The organism is Lachnoclostridium sp. Marseille-P6806, assembly GCF_964238185.1.
GTDB lineage: Bacteria > Bacillota > Clostridia > Lachnospirales > Lachnospiraceae > Brotaphodocola.
The window spans coordinates 418,760-434,046 of the sequence record NZ_CAXSLG010000001.1 but is presented as its reverse complement, the minus strand read 5'-3'; the positions used below and the strand labels follow the sequence as shown (position 1 = coordinate 434,046).

Annotated in this window: 13 protein-coding genes, 3 pseudogenes and 1 other annotated feature; of the genes and pseudogenes, 15 read left to right on the top strand and 1 reads right to left on the bottom strand. The window is 46.1% G+C overall.

What is annotated here, in order from left to right; genetic code table 11:
• Positions 1–7 precede the first annotated feature (7 nt).
• The 7 genes from nusG to ACESON_RS01910 all read left to right on the top strand — a co-directional run bounded on the left by nusG (position 8) and on the right by ACESON_RS01910 (position 5,321).
• Positions 8–523 (top strand): transcription termination/antitermination protein NusG, encoded by a 516-nt coding sequence (gene nusG / locus ACESON_RS01940; RefSeq protein WP_373108261.1) that lies wholly within the window; start codon positions 8–10, stop codon positions 521–523.
• A 77-nt stretch (positions 524–600) separates the two neighbouring features.
• Positions 601–1,026, top strand: a complete 426-nt coding sequence (gene rplK / locus ACESON_RS01935; RefSeq protein WP_177959926.1) for a 50S ribosomal protein L11 — start codon at positions 601–603, stop codon at positions 1,024–1,026.
• 85 nt (positions 1,027–1,111) lie between these two features.
• Positions 1,112–1,807, top strand: a complete 696-nt coding sequence (gene rplA, locus ACESON_RS01930) for a 50S ribosomal protein L1 (protein WP_177959925.1) — start codon at positions 1,112–1,114, stop codon at positions 1,805–1,807.
• 43 nt (positions 1,808–1,850) lie between these two features.
• Positions 1,851–1,993 (top strand) — a sequence feature (ribosomal protein L10 leader region).
• Positions 1,994–2,027: 34 nt separating this feature from the next.
• Entirely contained in the window at positions 2,028–2,519 is a 492-nt protein-coding gene (rplJ, locus tag ACESON_RS01925) for a 50S ribosomal protein L10 (RefSeq protein WP_177959924.1), read from the top strand.
• A gap of 95 nt (positions 2,520–2,614) precedes the next feature.
• Entirely contained in the window at positions 2,615–2,989 is a 375-nt protein-coding gene (gene rplL, locus ACESON_RS01920) for a 50S ribosomal protein L7/L12 (protein WP_177959923.1), read from the top strand.
• A gap of 347 nt (positions 2,990–3,336) precedes the next feature.
• Positions 3,337–3,543, top strand: a complete 207-nt coding sequence (locus ACESON_RS01915) for a cold shock domain-containing protein (RefSeq protein ID WP_177959922.1) — start codon at positions 3,337–3,339, stop codon at positions 3,541–3,543.
• A gap of 443 nt (positions 3,544–3,986) precedes the next feature.
• On the top strand, positions 3,987–5,321 hold the full coding sequence (locus ACESON_RS01910; RefSeq protein WP_373108260.1) for a tagaturonate reductase: 1,335 nt from the start codon (positions 3,987–3,989) through the stop codon (positions 5,319–5,321).
• A gap of 209 nt (positions 5,322–5,530) precedes the next feature.
• Here ACESON_RS01910 and ACESON_RS01905 read toward each other — a convergent pair whose 3' ends face one another.
• Positions 5,531–6,511 carry a Gfo/Idh/MocA family protein gene (locus ACESON_RS01905; protein WP_373108258.1) on the bottom strand — a complete coding sequence of 327 codons (981 nt, stop codon included), beginning with the start codon at positions 6,509–6,511 and terminating at the stop codon, positions 5,531–5,533.
• Between the two features lie 376 nt (positions 6,512–6,887).
• Between ACESON_RS01905 and ACESON_RS01900 the strand changes: the two genes are divergently transcribed.
• The 8 genes and pseudogenes from ACESON_RS01900 to rho all read left to right on the top strand — a co-directional run bounded on the left by ACESON_RS01900 (position 6,888) and on the right by rho (position 15,210).
• Positions 6,888–7,790 carry a MurR/RpiR family transcriptional regulator gene (locus tag ACESON_RS01900; RefSeq protein ID WP_373108257.1) on the top strand — a complete coding sequence of 301 codons (903 nt, stop codon included), beginning with the start codon at positions 6,888–6,890 and terminating at the stop codon, positions 7,788–7,790.
• Between the two features lie 231 nt (positions 7,791–8,021).
• Positions 8,022–8,797 (top strand): annotated as a pseudogene (locus ACESON_RS01895) (ABC transporter ATP-binding protein).
• A 13-nt stretch (positions 8,798–8,810) separates the two neighbouring features.
• Positions 8,811–10,112 (top strand): annotated as a pseudogene (locus ACESON_RS01890) (DNA-binding protein); the annotation flags it as partial.
• Positions 10,097–10,243, top strand: a pseudogene (locus ACESON_RS01885) (2-aminoethylphosphonate--pyruvate transaminase); the annotation flags it as partial. The pseudogenes ACESON_RS01890 and ACESON_RS01885, both read left to right, overlap by 16 nt.
• Positions 10,244–10,246: 3 nt before the next feature.
• Positions 10,247–11,020: a phosphonoacetaldehyde hydrolase gene (phnX, locus tag ACESON_RS01880; protein ID WP_373108255.1), complete on the top strand. Its 774-nt coding sequence runs from the start codon at positions 10,247–10,249 to the stop codon at positions 11,018–11,020.
• A gap of 89 nt (positions 11,021–11,109) precedes the next feature.
• Positions 11,110–11,907 carry a polysaccharide deacetylase family protein gene (locus tag ACESON_RS01875; RefSeq protein ID WP_373108254.1) on the top strand — a complete coding sequence of 266 codons (798 nt, stop codon included), beginning with the start codon at positions 11,110–11,112 and terminating at the stop codon, positions 11,905–11,907.
• Between the two features lie 112 nt (positions 11,908–12,019).
• Complete coding sequence (locus ACESON_RS01870) at positions 12,020–13,351, top strand: AAA family ATPase (RefSeq protein WP_177959916.1); 1,332 nt, start codon at positions 12,020–12,022, stop codon at positions 13,349–13,351.
• A gap of 224 nt (positions 13,352–13,575) precedes the next feature.
• The gene (rho, locus tag ACESON_RS01865; RefSeq protein ID WP_373108252.1) at positions 13,576–15,210 is read left to right on the top strand and encodes a transcription termination factor Rho; all 1,635 of its coding nucleotides are present in this window, start codon (positions 13,576–13,578) and stop codon (positions 15,208–15,210) included.
• Positions 15,211–15,287 lie beyond the last annotated feature (77 nt).

Sequence of the window (15,287 nt, the reverse complement as noted above, 5' to 3'; positions counted from 1 at the left end):
TGATAAGATGTCAGAAGCAAAATGGTATGTAGTTCATACCTATTCGGGCTACGAGAACAAGGTAAAAGTAGACATTGAGAAAACCATTGAAAACCGCAATCTTCAGGATCAGATTCTGGAAGTATCCGTTCCGATGTTGGAGGTAGCTGAGCTGAAGAACGGCGTGGAAAAGCTGGCGGACAAGAAGATGTTCCCCGGCTACGTGCTGATTCACATGGTCATGAATGATGACACATGGTATGTAGTACGCAATACCCGCGGCGTGACTGGATTTGTCGGACCGGGTTCCAAACCGGTTCCCCTCAGTGAGGAGGAGATGGCAGGCCTGGGCTTCAGTAAAAAAGAGGTTGCAGTGGAATATGAGCTGGGCGATACCGTTGTGGTTACTGCCGGCGCATGGAAAGATACCATTGGTGCGGTTAAGAGCATCAATGAGGGTAAGAAAACTCTTACTATCAATGTCGAGATGTTTGGCCGGGAGACTCCGGTTGAACTGAATTTTACAGAAGTGAAGAAAATGTAACATGAAACTGAGCTGGCAAGCTGCCGGCTCGTGGGAGGGACATCCCCGACAATACCACAATATAGGAGGTCATTATCATGGCAAAGAAAGTAACTGGTTACATCAAATTACAGATTCCGGCAGGCAAGGCTACTCCTGCTCCGCCAGTTGGTCCTGCACTGGGTCAGCACGGCGTTAATATTGTGCAGTTCACCAAAGAGTTCAACGCAAGAACTGCAGACCAGGGCGATTTAATCATCCCGGTTGTTATTACCGTATACGCAGATAGAAGCTTTAGCTTCGTTACTAAGACTCCGCCGGCTGCTGTTTTGTTAAAGAAGGCTTGCAAGCTGAAATCCGGTTCTGCAACTCCGAACAAAACAAAAGTAGCTACCATCTCCAAGGCTGATCTTCAGAAGATCGCTGAGACTAAGATGCCTGACTTAAATGCAGCAAGCCTGGAAGCAGCTATGAGCATGATTGCAGGTACTGCAAGAAGTATGGGTATCACTGTTGAGGAATAATTCAGTATTCCACATAGACGCGAGATGACAATTTAAAGACGTGGGAGGGACATCCCCGACAATACCACTAGGAGGTTATTTTATCATGAAACATGGAAAAAGATATGTAGAAGCGGCTAAATCTGTAGACCGTGCGAATCTTTATGATACAGCAGATGCCATTGCACTGGTAAAGAAAACTGCTGTTGCTAAATTTGATGAAACCATTGAGGCTCATATCAGAACCGGTTGTGACGGACGTCACGCTGACCAGCAGATCCGTGGTGCAGTTGTTCTGCCGCACGGTACTGGTAAGGTAGTTCGTATCCTGGTATTCGCTAAGGGACCGAAGGCTGACGAGGCACTGGCTGCAGGCGCTGACTTTGTAGGCGCTGAGGAGCTGATCCCGAAGATCCAGAACGAAGGATGGTTAGATTTCGACGTAGTTGTAGCTACTCCGGATATGATGGGCGTTGTTGGACGTCTGGGTCGTGTACTGGGACCGAAGGGCTTAATGCCGAACCCGAAGGCTGGTACCGTTACCATGGATGTTACCAAGGCTATCAACGATATCAAAGCTGGTAAGATTGAGTACAGACTTGACAAGACCAACATTATCCACGTGCCAGTGGGTAAAGCTTCTTTCACTGAGGAGCAGTTAGCGGACAACTTCCAGACGCTTATGGATGCAATCGTTAAGGCAAAACCGGCTACCCTGAAGGGTGCTTACTTAAAGAGCGTTACCCTGACCTCTACCATGGGCCCGGGCGTTAAGCTGAACGTAGCCAAGATGATTGGCTAATCGTTGCGAAAAACGGTTGACAATTCCAATATAGTATGTTATCATACACAAGTATTGACTGCCGAAGACAGCAGGTGCCGTAAGGCATAAAGGTTATTCCACCTGCCGAGGAACGTACAATTTCTTTAATTTTGAATTTGTAGCGCCTCTCTGTCTTTGAGACAGAGAGGCTTTTTCCTTGCAGTCTCCAGTTATATAAAAAAACAGGAGGGAAAGATTCATGGCAAAAGTTGAGTTAAAACAGCCAATCGTAGCAGAGATCTCTGAACTGCTGGACGGCGCTGCAACTGCAGTAGTGGTTGACTATCGTGGTCTGACCGTTGCTCAGGATACCGAGCTGCGTAAACAGTTAAGAGAAGCTGGTGTTACTTATAAAGTATATAAGAACACCATGATCAGACGTGCTGCGGAGGGTACTGCATTTGCTGCTCTGGATCCGCATTTAGAGGGACCGACTGCAATCGCTGTATCCAAGACAGATGCAACTGCTGCTGCTAGAATTCTGGCTGAGTTCGCAAAGAAGGCTGACAAGCTGGAAATCAAGGGCGGTGTTGTAGAAGGCAATTATTACGACGCAAAGGGAATGCAGGTTATCGCAACCATCCCGTCCAGAGAAGTTCTTCTGGGCCGTTTGCTGGGAAGCATGCAGTCTCCGATTGCAAACTTCGCTCGTGTGCTTAATCAGATCGCTGAGAAGAGCGCAGAGGCATAAGTTTTACTGATAGGAACATATTCCTGTGAATTTATTTCGGCCCTTCCGGAAAGGGAAGCGCCAGGAAAAACATTAATCAAATGGAGGAAAATAAAATGGCAAAGTTAACCACTGCAGAGTTTATCGAAGCTATCAAAGAGTTATCCGTATTAGAGCTGAACGAGCTGGTAAAGGCTTGTGAGGAAGAGTTTGGCGTATCCGCAGCAGCAGGTGTTGTTGTAGCAGCAGCAGGCCCGGCAGCTGAGGCAGCTGAAGAGAAGACCGAGTTCGACGTAGAGCTGACCGAGGTTGGCCCGAACAAGGTTAAAGTTATCAAGGTTGTTCGTGAAGCTACCGGTCTGGGCCTGAAAGAGGCTAAGGACGTAGTTGACGGCGCTCCGAAGATCCTGAAAGAGGCTGCTTCTAAGGAAGAGGCTGAGGGCATCAAGGCTAAACTTGAGGCTGAGGGCGCAAAGGTTACCCTGAAGTAATTAACTTCATCAGAAGATGGACGCTGCAGGAAGCGGGAAACCGCTTTTCTGCAGCGTTTTTTGTTTCGGCTCCGCGAGGGATCGCCATGGGTTGGAAGAGAATTTTGTCGCAGAAGCGACAGCAAGAACCGCGCACAACCGTGAAAGTTGGGACAAAATTGACAGAATTTACTTGACAGATTGGCACTCAGGTGCTAAACTTACGATGTATTTTGATATGAGCTTTTGATTCACATATTTTTGTAAGTCATGAAGACCATTTCATGATTTACAAAAATATGTGATTTTTTTGATTCAGAGAAAATACAAAAATAATTAAATCTATTTTATAAAGGGAGGTACCACTCATGAATAACGGTACAGTTAAATGGTTCAACGCTACTAAAGGTTATGGTTTCATCACCAACGATGCAACTGGCGAGGAAGTATTCGTACACTTCTCCGGTATCGTAGCTGATGGCTACAAGACTCTGGAAGATGGTCAGAAGGTTACTTTTGACACCACCGAGGGCAACCGCGGTATCCAGGCTGTTAATGTTCACGTTGTAGCTTAATTGGAGCGCTGACAGACCCCTTGTTTTGATACAGAATGGCTGCTTTTGCAGGCAGTCTGGATAATAAGACATGGACAGAAGATCGTCGTATACGGCGATCTTCTTTTTAGATTTTATTTTCGTGAACTTTTTTCATGAGAATCCCTTTTAGATATTTACACAGCACAGGCTTTTTGACAAAATTGTTTTTGCAAGAAAAAGTGTAAACGCTTACAAAAAAGTTGGAAAACCTATTGCAATAATAGATCAAATGGTGTATGATAAATCCATGAAACAAACGCAATCTTGTCTTTTTGAAAATTTGTAAGCACTTACAAAAAAGAAAAGTTTTCTGCCGTCCTTAAGGACAGTCTCAAACCGGGGTGGAGAAGAAGAAGACAAGGACAGCGGCGAAAAGACGAGTAAATCAATCATAACAAATTATAAGGTGGAGGTTTCAGACGATGAGCAAGAAAGAAACAGTAATTCAGTTTGGTGAAGGCGGTTTCCTGCGTGGATTTGTAGATTATTTCTTCCAGAAGTTAAAAGAGAAGGAGCTGTTTGACGGTTCTGTAGTGATTGTGCAGCCGATTGAAAAAGGTATGTGCGAGATGTTAGAGAAGCAGGGCTGCGAATACAATCTGTTCTTAAGAGGCATCAATGACGGTAAGGTTGTAGATGAGCATACTCATATTGATGTGATTTCCAGATGTGTCAATCCCTACAGTGACAACGCTGCCTATATGGCTCTGGCTGAGAACCCGGATTTCCGCTTTATCGTTTCCAATACCACTGAGGCAGGTATTTGCTTTGAAGGTGATAACAAGTTTGAGGATGCTCCGGCTCATTCCTTCCCGGGCAAGCTGACTCAGCTGCTTTATAAGAGATTCCAGCTGGGACTGCCGGGCTTTATTATCCTTTCCTGTGAGCTGATTGACCACAATGGTGAGGAGCTGCTGAAGTGCTGTGAGCAGTATGCAGATCTGTGGAACCTGGGCGATGATTTTAAGGCATGGCTGAAGAATGAAAATGATTTCTGCTCTACACTGGTAGACCGTATTGTAACCGGATTCCCGAGAGATGAGCATGCAGCTCTGTGCGAGCGTATCGGTCAGCAGGATAACATGATGGATACCGCTGAGATCTTCCATCTGTGGGTAATCCAGGGCGATCATGAGGACGAGCTTCCTCTGCAGAAGGCAGGCTTTAATGTTGTATGGACAGACAATGTAGATCCTTATAAGAAGAGAAAAGTGCGTATTCTGAATGGTGCTCATACTTCTATGGTACTGGGTGCCCGTCTGTACGGTCTGGAGACTGTTGGTGAGTGCCTGAAGGATGAGAAAGTATCTGCTCTTCTGAAGAAGTGCATCTTCGAGGAGATTATCCCCACCATCGGAGATACTGAGGACAACCGGGCATTTGGAGCAGCCGTTCTGGAGCGTTTCTCCAACCCGTTTATTAAACATCTGCTTCTGTCCATTGCGCTGAACTCTGTTTCCAAGTTCAAAGCAAGAGTTCTGCCGACCATTCTGGAGTATAAAGAAGAAAAAGGTGCTTATCCGCAGGGCCTGACCTTCTCTCTGGCTGCTCTGATTGCATTCTACCGCACAGATGAAGCCAATGACGGTGAGGATATTATGGCATTTATGAAGGATGCATCTGTTGCTGATATTCTGGCTAAGACCGAGTACTGGGGCCAGGATCTGAGCGATATGCTTCCTGTTGTAGAGAAGTGGTACAACATGATTCAGACTGAGGGCATGAGCAAGGCATACGACGCTGTTCTGGCTGAATAAAATGTAACTATTCAGGACGGCGGGAGATCTGACAGAAAAATTCTTGTCAAGCTCGCTTGTAAAGGGATTTTCCTGCCAGATCTCACATCGGAGGAATCTCCGATGCTTCTTGTTCGGCTTTGCCGGACAAGAAGATACCCCGTCCTGAACAGTTACAATAAAATAATAAAAAGAGGCACGGTTATGTAAAGAACCGTGCCTCTTTTTTCTTAGGCTTCGTAAGTGAATTTCATATCCCAGGACTGGCGGATATCATCCATTAACTGAAGGACAGCAAGACTGTCTTCCGGTGAAAAACGATCGCTGGCGGACATGCCGGCTTTTATGCAGCGGGCAGTTTCCCGGATCTGATACTCAAATCCGTTGATCTCAAAGGGCATGGAAAATTCCTGTGATTCCCCATCTAAGGTCTGTATGGTCATAGTCTGGGCCTGCTGGTAATCCTTCAGGTGAACAGAGCCCTTTGTTCCGAAAATAGCGGCTTCTCGCCCTGTTTCCATGCCAATGGTCTGGAGAGCATGTCCAGTCCGTCCTTTCGGATAGGAAAGCTGAAGGACGCTGAAATCGTCAGTTCCATATTCATTGATATGAACCTGGGAGGTGAAGGACTCCGGAGCAGCGCCCATGATCATATGAAGAAAGCCCAGGTTGTAGATCCCGATATCCAGAAGGGCTCCGCCCCCTAAGCTGGAATCAAATTTTCGATCCTTTCTGGCGCCTGAGGCAACAAACCCAAATTCACAGCGGGCATGGCGGACGTCTCCGATGATTCCCTGATCCAGAAGCTCCCGCAGCTTGTCATACAGAGGAAGGAAACGAATCCAGAAGGCCTCCATAATAAAGAGTCCTTTTTCCTCTGCCATGTGGTAAAGGGTTCGGGCTTCGGCTGCATTGGTAGTAAATGGTTTTTCGCACAAAACATGCTTTCCGGCTTCCAGACACATCATACAGTTTTCATAATGCATATGATTGGGAGTGGAAATATAGATGGCCTCCACCTCTGGATCTTTTGCCAAATCCTCATAAGAACCGTAGTACCTGGGAATGCCATAAGCTTCTGCAAAAGCTCTGGCAGATTCCGAAGTGCGGGAACCAACTGCAGTGAGAACTGCTTCTGATGGATCCATCTGGCAAACAGTTGCTGCAAATTTTTTGGCTATGGTTCCAGTAGCCAGAATTCCCCATTTCATCAAGAATTCCTCCTCTCTTTTATCTGCCGGATACGGGCAGAATCAGATCTGTTTTTGAAATTGATTCTATTTTAATGGAGAAATGAGAAAAGATCTACCGGAATTTAACTGAAATTTAACGAAATGATTACATACCTGCGGTTTCGCAAAAAAAGAAAAAAAGCTATGGTATAGAAAGTGAAAAGAGAAGAGATTATTGGATGCGGAATAAGCTTGAAAAACAGTAGTGTCAGAAATGAAAAAAGATTGTATAAAAAAAGAACAATCTTCAAGGCTGAGAAAAAAGGGAGATTTTATAGACAAAGAAAAGGCAGACAGTAAATTTTTTTCTTGAGAAAATGTAGAAAAACTACAAATAAAGATAAGGGGGTATCTTTTGAAGAAACCGTATGAATTTGAGATAAAAGCGCGCTATGCCGGGCTGCGGATGTCAGAACGGAAGGTTGCAGATATATATCTTTCCTGGGATAAGGACTTCGAGGAGCTGTCACTGGCAGCGCTGGCAGAGAAAGCCGGTGTCAGCCAGCCTTCGGTTATGCGTTTTGTAAAGGCCATGGGCTTTGATGGTTTTAAGGAATTTAAATATGCAATATTAAAAGCCAGAGGCGAGCAGGAGGCGATTGGGGAAGATGAAAAAAATTCTGCAGGGTTTCCTCCGCCTCTGGTGTATGGCTACGCTATCTCAGAGGGAGACAGTCTGGAAGAAATGCCAGGAAGAATCATTTCTCAGGCCATTTCCTGCCTGGGGGATACGTTAAAGCAGATTTCTTCGGAAAAAATTCAGAAGGCGGCAGAAATGATCTGCAGCGCCCGTCAGATTGCTGTATATTATGTGGAAAATTCGGCTTCTGTAGCACAGGATTTGGTGACAAAGCTTTTGTATCTGGGGTTTAATTGTATGATGTATTCTGATATTTATTTACAGGAAATCAGCGCTTCGAATTTGCGAGAAGGGGATTTAGCTATTGGAATTTCTCATTCCGGTTCGTCAAAAAGTACCGTGAATGCAATCCGGCAGGCCAGGAAATCAGGCGCTTCTGTTTTATGCCTGACCAATCAGGAGGATGCATTGATTGGGAAATGGGCAGATCTTCTTTTGTGTACGGAAAATCGCCAGATGCTTTATGGAAATGCTATTTTTTCCAGAATTTCAGAAATTGCCGTAGTAGATATGATTTATGTTGGAGTGATTCTGAGCGATTATAAAAAATATACGGAACGGCTGGATCGGAGCAGCCGGATTGTTCGAAAGCATGGATATGAGAATACAAAAAAGTAAAGATAAAGTATCAGAGAATCTGTAGAAAAACTACAGGTTCTTTTCTTTTTATTCGATGCCGGATTTACGGTGGCTTTACAAAAGGCTTACCTGGATTTTGTTGAAAATTCCAGAAAATTTGTGATTTAATATGGATGTTTGAACGGAAAAGAAGCCGGTTAAGAAACAAACTGGAGAGAGAAAAGTACAGAAACCAGAAAGCGAAACATTGCTTGGAAAGGAGCAGAAAACATGTTGGAGCTGAAACATATAAAAAATCTTACGACGGCGTGACCATCTTAAACGATGTCAATCTGGAGATTGAGAAAGGAGAAATCGTATCTATTTTAGGTCCCTCCGGCTGTGGAAAAACAACACTTTTAAATTTGATTCTGGGGATGACAGATGCAGACAGCGGAAGCATTCTTCTGGAGGGAGAGGACATTACCAGGGTCCCTATGGAGAAGAGAGGATTTAACATTGTATTTCAGGATTATGCTCTTTTTCCAAATCTGAATGTCTATCAGAATATTACCTATGGGCTGAGAAACAAGCCGGGGATTTCCAGCAAACAGGAGGTTGAGGAGTTCATTGACTTGCTGGGGCTGAGAGAGCATCTGGAGAAGAAAATTGATCAGCTTTCCGGCGGACAGAAGCAGCGGACAGCGCTGGCAAGAACAATGGTTATGAAGCCGAAAATTCTTTTTCTGGATGAGCCCTTAAGTGCTTTGGATGGCGTAATCAAAGAATCCATCAAAGCGAAAATTAAAGAGATTGCCCGGGAATTTCAGCTGACTACGATTATTGTAACCCATGATCCGGAAGAGGCTTTGACCTTATCGGATAAGGTTTTGATTGTAAACCGCGGCGGCATTGCCCAGTTTGGAAGGCCGGAGGAAATCATAGAACATCCGGCAGATTCTTTTGTGAAAGAATTCATTCTGAATCAGCTGGAAATTAAGAAAAATAATATTTTTACCCTGTTTCGCCAGGAGCAAAATCCAGCATTCATGATGCAGGCAGTTTGAGAGGGATACCATGATGAGAAATGGAAAAGAACGGGAAATAAAAGGAATCTACGCAGCAGTGCTTGTGGTATTTCTGGTTTTCCTGCTGATACCAATTCTGCTTCTTCTGGGAAAATCCTTTGAGGGGAGCAGCGGATTTACGCTGGCCAGATATGGAGAAATTCTGACAGGAAAGGATTTTCCCGGAGTGTTGGGAAGAAGCATCTGGATTGCGTCCATCAGTGGGGTGGTCACAACGATTCTGGCCTTTTTTCTGGCTTACACCATTCATTATACGAATCTTCCGGGAATATGGAAAAAGGTTATTCGACTGGCGGCTGTGGCGCCGATGCTGCTGCCTACGATTACATATGGATTTGCCATTATTTATTCTTTTGGAAAACAGGGACTTTTAACCAGAATACTGGGATTTCAGCTTTTTGATATTTACGGCTTTTGGGGACTGCTTCTGGGATACGTGATTTATACACTTCCAGTATCCTTCCTGCTGATTCTGAATACTATGAGTTTTATTGATAAGAAATTCATGATTGTATCCAGAATTATGGGAGATCACGCGCTGGTTACCTTTCTGGAAACGATTATAAGACCGCTTCTGGGAACCCTGGCCGCATCCTTTGTGCAGTGTTTTTTCCTCTGCTTTACTGATTACGGAATTCCGGCTTCTGTAGGAGGACAGTATGAGGTTGTGGCAACCGTACTTTACAACGAGATGCTGGGAAGCATGCCGAACTTTAACCGGGGAGCGGTAGTGGCCATGATGATGATGGTGCCTTCTGTTTTAAGTATCACGCTCCTTCACTATCTGGAAAAGTATAATATTCGTTGCAGCAGAGTTTCTCAGGTAGAGCTGAAAAAGAATCCGGTTCGGGATGTGTGCTGCGGAGCAGTATCCTTTGGAATTCTCCTCTGTGTGCTTTCCTCTTTTGCAGTTATTGTTATTGTTCCGGTAGTAGAGGAGTGGCCGTATCAGCTTTCCTTTACATGGAAGCATGTGTCTGCGGTACTGGGAGATTCTTCTCTTTTGACTGTATATAAGAACTCTCTTCTGACAGCTGGTCTGACGGCTCTTGTCGGGTCTCTGGTTGTGTACGGGGCGGCTCTGGTGACAGCGAGAAGCAGTTTTGGAGAAAGGAAAAAGGCAGTGATAGAGAGTATTGCGTTGGTAACCAATACGATTCCCGGAATGGTCATCGGTATTGCATTTTTATTCGCCTTTTCCGGAACACCGCTTCAAAATACCTTCTTTTTGATTGTAATCTGTAATGTGGTGCATTTCTTTTCTACACCATATCTGATAAGGAGAGAGGCTATGCCATTTATCCGGGAAAGGTGACAGATGCAGATACCTTTCGAATCGGCAATATCGGAGAAATTTATCCGGAGGATATGGAAAAGCTGGCGCAGATTATCCATGATTTTTTAAACGAGAAGAAGGAGGCGTGAGAAATGGCAAAATTTGACGGAGTGATTTTTGACTGGGCGGGAACTACAGTAGATTATGGGTGTTTTGCACCAGTGCAGGCCTTTGCTGATTCCTTTGCAGAATTTGGTGTGATTCCTACAATGGACGAGGTTCGGGCGCCAATGGGGATGCTGAAGCGGGAGCATGTGCGCACTATGCTGCAGATGGAACGGATTTCCGGATTGTGGAAACAGGTTCATGGCCCCGAATTCACAGAAGAGGACGTAGAGGCAGTGTATCTGAGAAGTGAAAGCAGAATCATGGAGCTGCTGGGCCAGTTTACCGATATAAAGCCTTATGTGAAGGAAACCGTAGAAGAACTTCGGCGCAGAGGTCTGAAAATTGGTTCTACGACTGGTTATACAGATGAAATGATGCAGGTTGTGGTTCCTGCAGCTGCGAAAAAGGGATATTCTCCGGACTGCTGGTTCAGTCCAGATGCAGTGGGGCAGAAAGGGAGGCCATTCCCATATATGATTTTCCGCAATATGGAGGAGCTGAAGCTTTCTGATGTAAGGAAGGTGATGAAGGTGGGAGATACGGTATCTGATATCAGGGAAGGAAAAAATGCTGGCCTTTATACCGTGGGGATTATAGAAGGAAGCTCTGTGGTGGGGCTTTCTCAGAGAGAATTTGAAGCACTTTCCCCAGAGGAAAGAGCACAGCTCTGTGAACAGGCACGGAAAAAATACCTGGAAGCAGGAGCAGACTGTGCCGTAAATGATATTCGGGGAATTCTGGAACTGATCGAGGTCTGAAATCCTGCAGGGAATGCATATAGTGTAGGAAAGCGGGAACCGGAAAAGCGCATAAAACAAGCAGTCCGGAAGAAAAGGTGGGGTGAAGCGTGGACAGAAACAGATGGAAGGCACAGTGTCAAATTCTAATTTGCGCGGCTGTTCTGGATGCGGCAATTTTGGGGCTTATGGCAGGGACTGTGCAGGTAAGAGCAGGGGCAGCTGATTCCAGAAAGGAGCTGTCTCTGGCAGAAGAGCAGGCGATCCTGCCGGACACAGGCAGGATACTCCCGGCCGGAAGTCCGGAAATGACGGCAGAGGAGGGAAAGGAGAATTCCAGGTTTGCTGCCCTGGGCAGTGTGGTAGCCCTGACCTTTGATGACGGACCTCATAAAATTTATACAAAACAGCTTTTGGATGGATTAAGGGAGCGCGGTATCCACGCTACCTTTTTTCTTATGGGAGAAAATCTGGAGGGCAATGAGGCGCTGGTCCGGCAGATGCGACAGGACGGCCATCTCATTGGAAATCACAGTTTTTGCCATGTGAAGCTGACACAAGCAGGAGCAGAAGCGGTATGCCAGGATGTGGAAAAGACGGGAGAGATGATAAAAGCTCTTACGGGGCAGTATCCTCAGTATCTTCGCCCTCCTTATGGAGACTGGAATGAGGCGCTGGAGGAAAGGCTGGATTTGGAAACGGTATTCTGGACTGTGGATTCTCTGGACTGGAAGCTGCAAAACACGGAAAAAATTGTAAAACGTGTGGAAAAGTCCGTGCAAAACGGAGATATTATTCTGATGCACGATATTTTTTCTACTTCCGTGGAAGCGGCTCTGCAGCTGGTGGATGAACTGCAGAGCCAGGGCTATCAGTTTGTTACGGTGGATGAGCTGATGATTGACTGAGGGCGGATTTTTTTGTATGGACTGTTTTCCGGGCAGGATTTTCAGAGCCGCAGTTGACGAATAGTCTGCTGCCGTCTATACTGAAAGAGACTGGTTCAGGAGGACAAAAAATATGAATTTATTTGATTATATGCGCAGCAGCACTCAGGAAAAAGAGTCGCCGCTGGCTTCCAGAATGCGTCCCACGACCTTGGATGAGGTGGTGGGACAAAAACATATTATCGGGAAGGATAAGCTGCTTTACCGGGCTATTCAGGCAGATCAGCTGGGCTCCCTGATTTTTTATGGACCGCCAGGAACGGGAAAGACGACTCTGGCCAAGGTGATTGCCAATACAACAAGCGCCAATTTCCGCCAGATCAATGCGACTGTGGCTGGAAAAAAGGACATGGAAGAGGTTGTGAAGGAAGCGAAGGACGCTCTGGGAATGTACGGCAAAAAAACCATTCTGTTTGTAGACGAGATTCATCGCTTTAATAAAAGCCAGCAGGATTATCTGCTTCCTTATGTAGAGGACGGAACTCTGATTCTGATCGGGGCAACAACAGAGAATCCTTATTTTGAAGTAAACGGCGCATTGCTTTCCAGATCCAGGATCTTTGAATTAAAAGCTCTGGAGCGGGAGGATGTAAAGGAACTGCTGTACCGGGCAGTCCGGGATGAGAAAAAGGGAATGGGGAGCTACGAGGCGGAGCTTCATCCGGATGCGGCGGATTTTCTGGCGGATGTATCCGGCGGTGATGCCAGAGGCGCTCTGAATGCCCTGGAGCTGGGAATTCTGACTACCGGACGTTCAGAGGATGGTAAAATCCATATTACTCTGGAAGTGGCTCAGGAGTGTATTCAGAAGCGGGCTGTCCGCTACGATAAGGACGGGGACAATCACTACGATACCATTTCTGCTTTTATTAAGAGTATGAGAGGATCGGATCCAGATGCGGCGGTTTATTATCTTGCAAGGATGCTGTATGCAGGAGAGGATATTAAATTCATCGCCCGGAGAATCATGATCTGCGCTTCTGAGGATGTGGGAAATGCAGATCCTCAGGCTCTCTGTGTGGCTGTCAGCGCCGCTCAGGCTGTAGAACGTATCGGAATGCCGGAAGCACAGATCATTTTGTCTCAGGCAGTAACCTATGTGGCCAGCGCTCCGAAAAGCAATGCCGCCTATATGGCTGTCAGCGAGGCGATGGATGCAGTGAAAAACCAGACGACGATGCCGGTGCCGGCACATCTGCAGGACGCCCATTATAAGGGCTCAGCCAGTCTGGGACGAGGTACAGGATATCTGTATGCTCATGACTACCCCAATCATTATGTGGCACAGCAATATCTGCCGGATGGCATGGAAAACCAGAAATTTTATCACCCTACAGAGATGGGATATGAAAAAAACATCAGGGAACATTTGGAATTTTTGAAAAATTCTGTTAAAAATGTATAAATAGGGAAAAACATCTTTTCTTTTTAAATAATTCGTTTTATAATACAAATGTGATTTGGGGATCGCCAGAGAGCGATCCCTGTCCAAAGTCATCCTCTGGAAGAAATCTCAACAATCTTTTATTACCCATAATAGGATATTCATAACAGGATATTACCCATGACAGACCAATAGAATACAGGATGAGAACCAATAATAATGATAAATAGAAATGGAGCGAGTATATGCGAGAAAAATTACAGACTCTGCCTTTGACACAGCTGAAGGAGCTGGCGAAAGCGCAGGGGATAAAAGGCGTTACTGGCATGAGAAAGGCAGATCTGATAGATGAATTGTGCCGCCTTGCCGAGCAGGAGGAGATTATTAAAACTGCGGTGGCACCGCCGCAGCTGCGTCAGACGGGCCAGACTGAGACGCGGACAGAAAGCCGCGGCGATCGGTATGGAAAAACGGAGCGGAGTGACCGGACTGAGAAAGCAGAGCGCAGCGACCGTTATGAGAAAACAGATCGGAGTGAGAGAATGGATCGAAGTGAGAAGACAGAGCGGTATGAGCGCGGGGAGCGAAATGAGAGGTGTGATCGGTATGAGAAGAACGATCGGACAGAAAAAAGTGAACAAACAAACAGAGGGGAACGCCAGGAGTATTATTCGGAACGCGGCGAACGGGTGATTCGCCAGATGCCCCGGCAGCAGGAGCCCTTATCTGCCCAGGAGGTGGCAGATTTAGACAGCGGCATTGAGGCCAATGGAATTCTGGAGGTTATGCCGGACGGCTTTGGATTTATCCGCTGCGAGAATTTCCTGCCAGGTGACAATGACGTGTATGTGGCGCCTTCTCAGATTCGTCGGTTCAATCTGAAAACAGGCGATATTATTGTGGGAAACCGTCGTGTGAAAACAGCGGCAGAGAAGTTTGCAGCCCTCCTTTATATCCGCAATGTAAACGGATATCCGATCAGCGTAGTGGAGCGGCGTCCCAACTTTGAGGATTTGACGCCGGTGTTCCCCAATCAGCGTCTGCATATGGAAGTGCCGGGCAAGAGCAGCACAGCTATGAGAATTGTGGATCTGCTTTCTCCCATTGGAAAGGGACAGCGAGGCATGATTGTTTCTCCGCCTAAGGCAGGTAAAACTACGCTGATGAAGCAGGTGGCTCAGGCAGTAACAACAAATCATCCGGACATGCATCTGATTATTCTTCTGATTGACGAACGTCCGGAGGAGGTTACGGATATTAAGGAATCGGTTGTGGGAGACAATGTGGAGGTCATTTATTCTACCTTCGACGAGCTTCCGGATCGTCACAAGAGAGTTTCTGAGATGGTAATTGAACGGGCAAAGCGTTTAGTAGAGCATGGACGTGATGTGATTATTCTTCTGGACAGCATTACCCGTCTGGCCCGCGCTTATAACCTGGTTGTTCCGCCCAGCGGAAGAACCCTGTCCGGCGGTCTAGATCCGGCAGCGCTTCATATGCCTAAGCGTTTCTTTGGAGCAGCAAGAAATATGCGGGAGGGCGGAAGCCTGACAATTCTGGCAACGGCTCTGGTGGATACGGGAAGCCGTATGGACGATGTGATTTATGAGGAATTTAAGGGAACCGGCAATATGGAGCTGGTGCTTGACAGAAAGCTTTCTGAAAAACGGATCTTCCCGGCAGTGGATATTCTCAAGTCCGGAACCCGCCGGGATGACCTTCTTCTGACTGCGGAGGAGGCAGAGGCAGTGGATATTATCCGCAAGGCAACAAATACTCTGAAACCGGAGGAATCTGTAGAAAAGATCCTGGAATTGTTTGCGAGAACGAAAAACAACTGGGAATTTGCGGAATCTGTGAAGAAAATGAGATTCTATTAAAAAATTCCTTGCAAACAGGCGGTTTCTGTGATATACTTACAAAGCTGTTTATAGGTGTGAGGTGATTTTAACAGTAC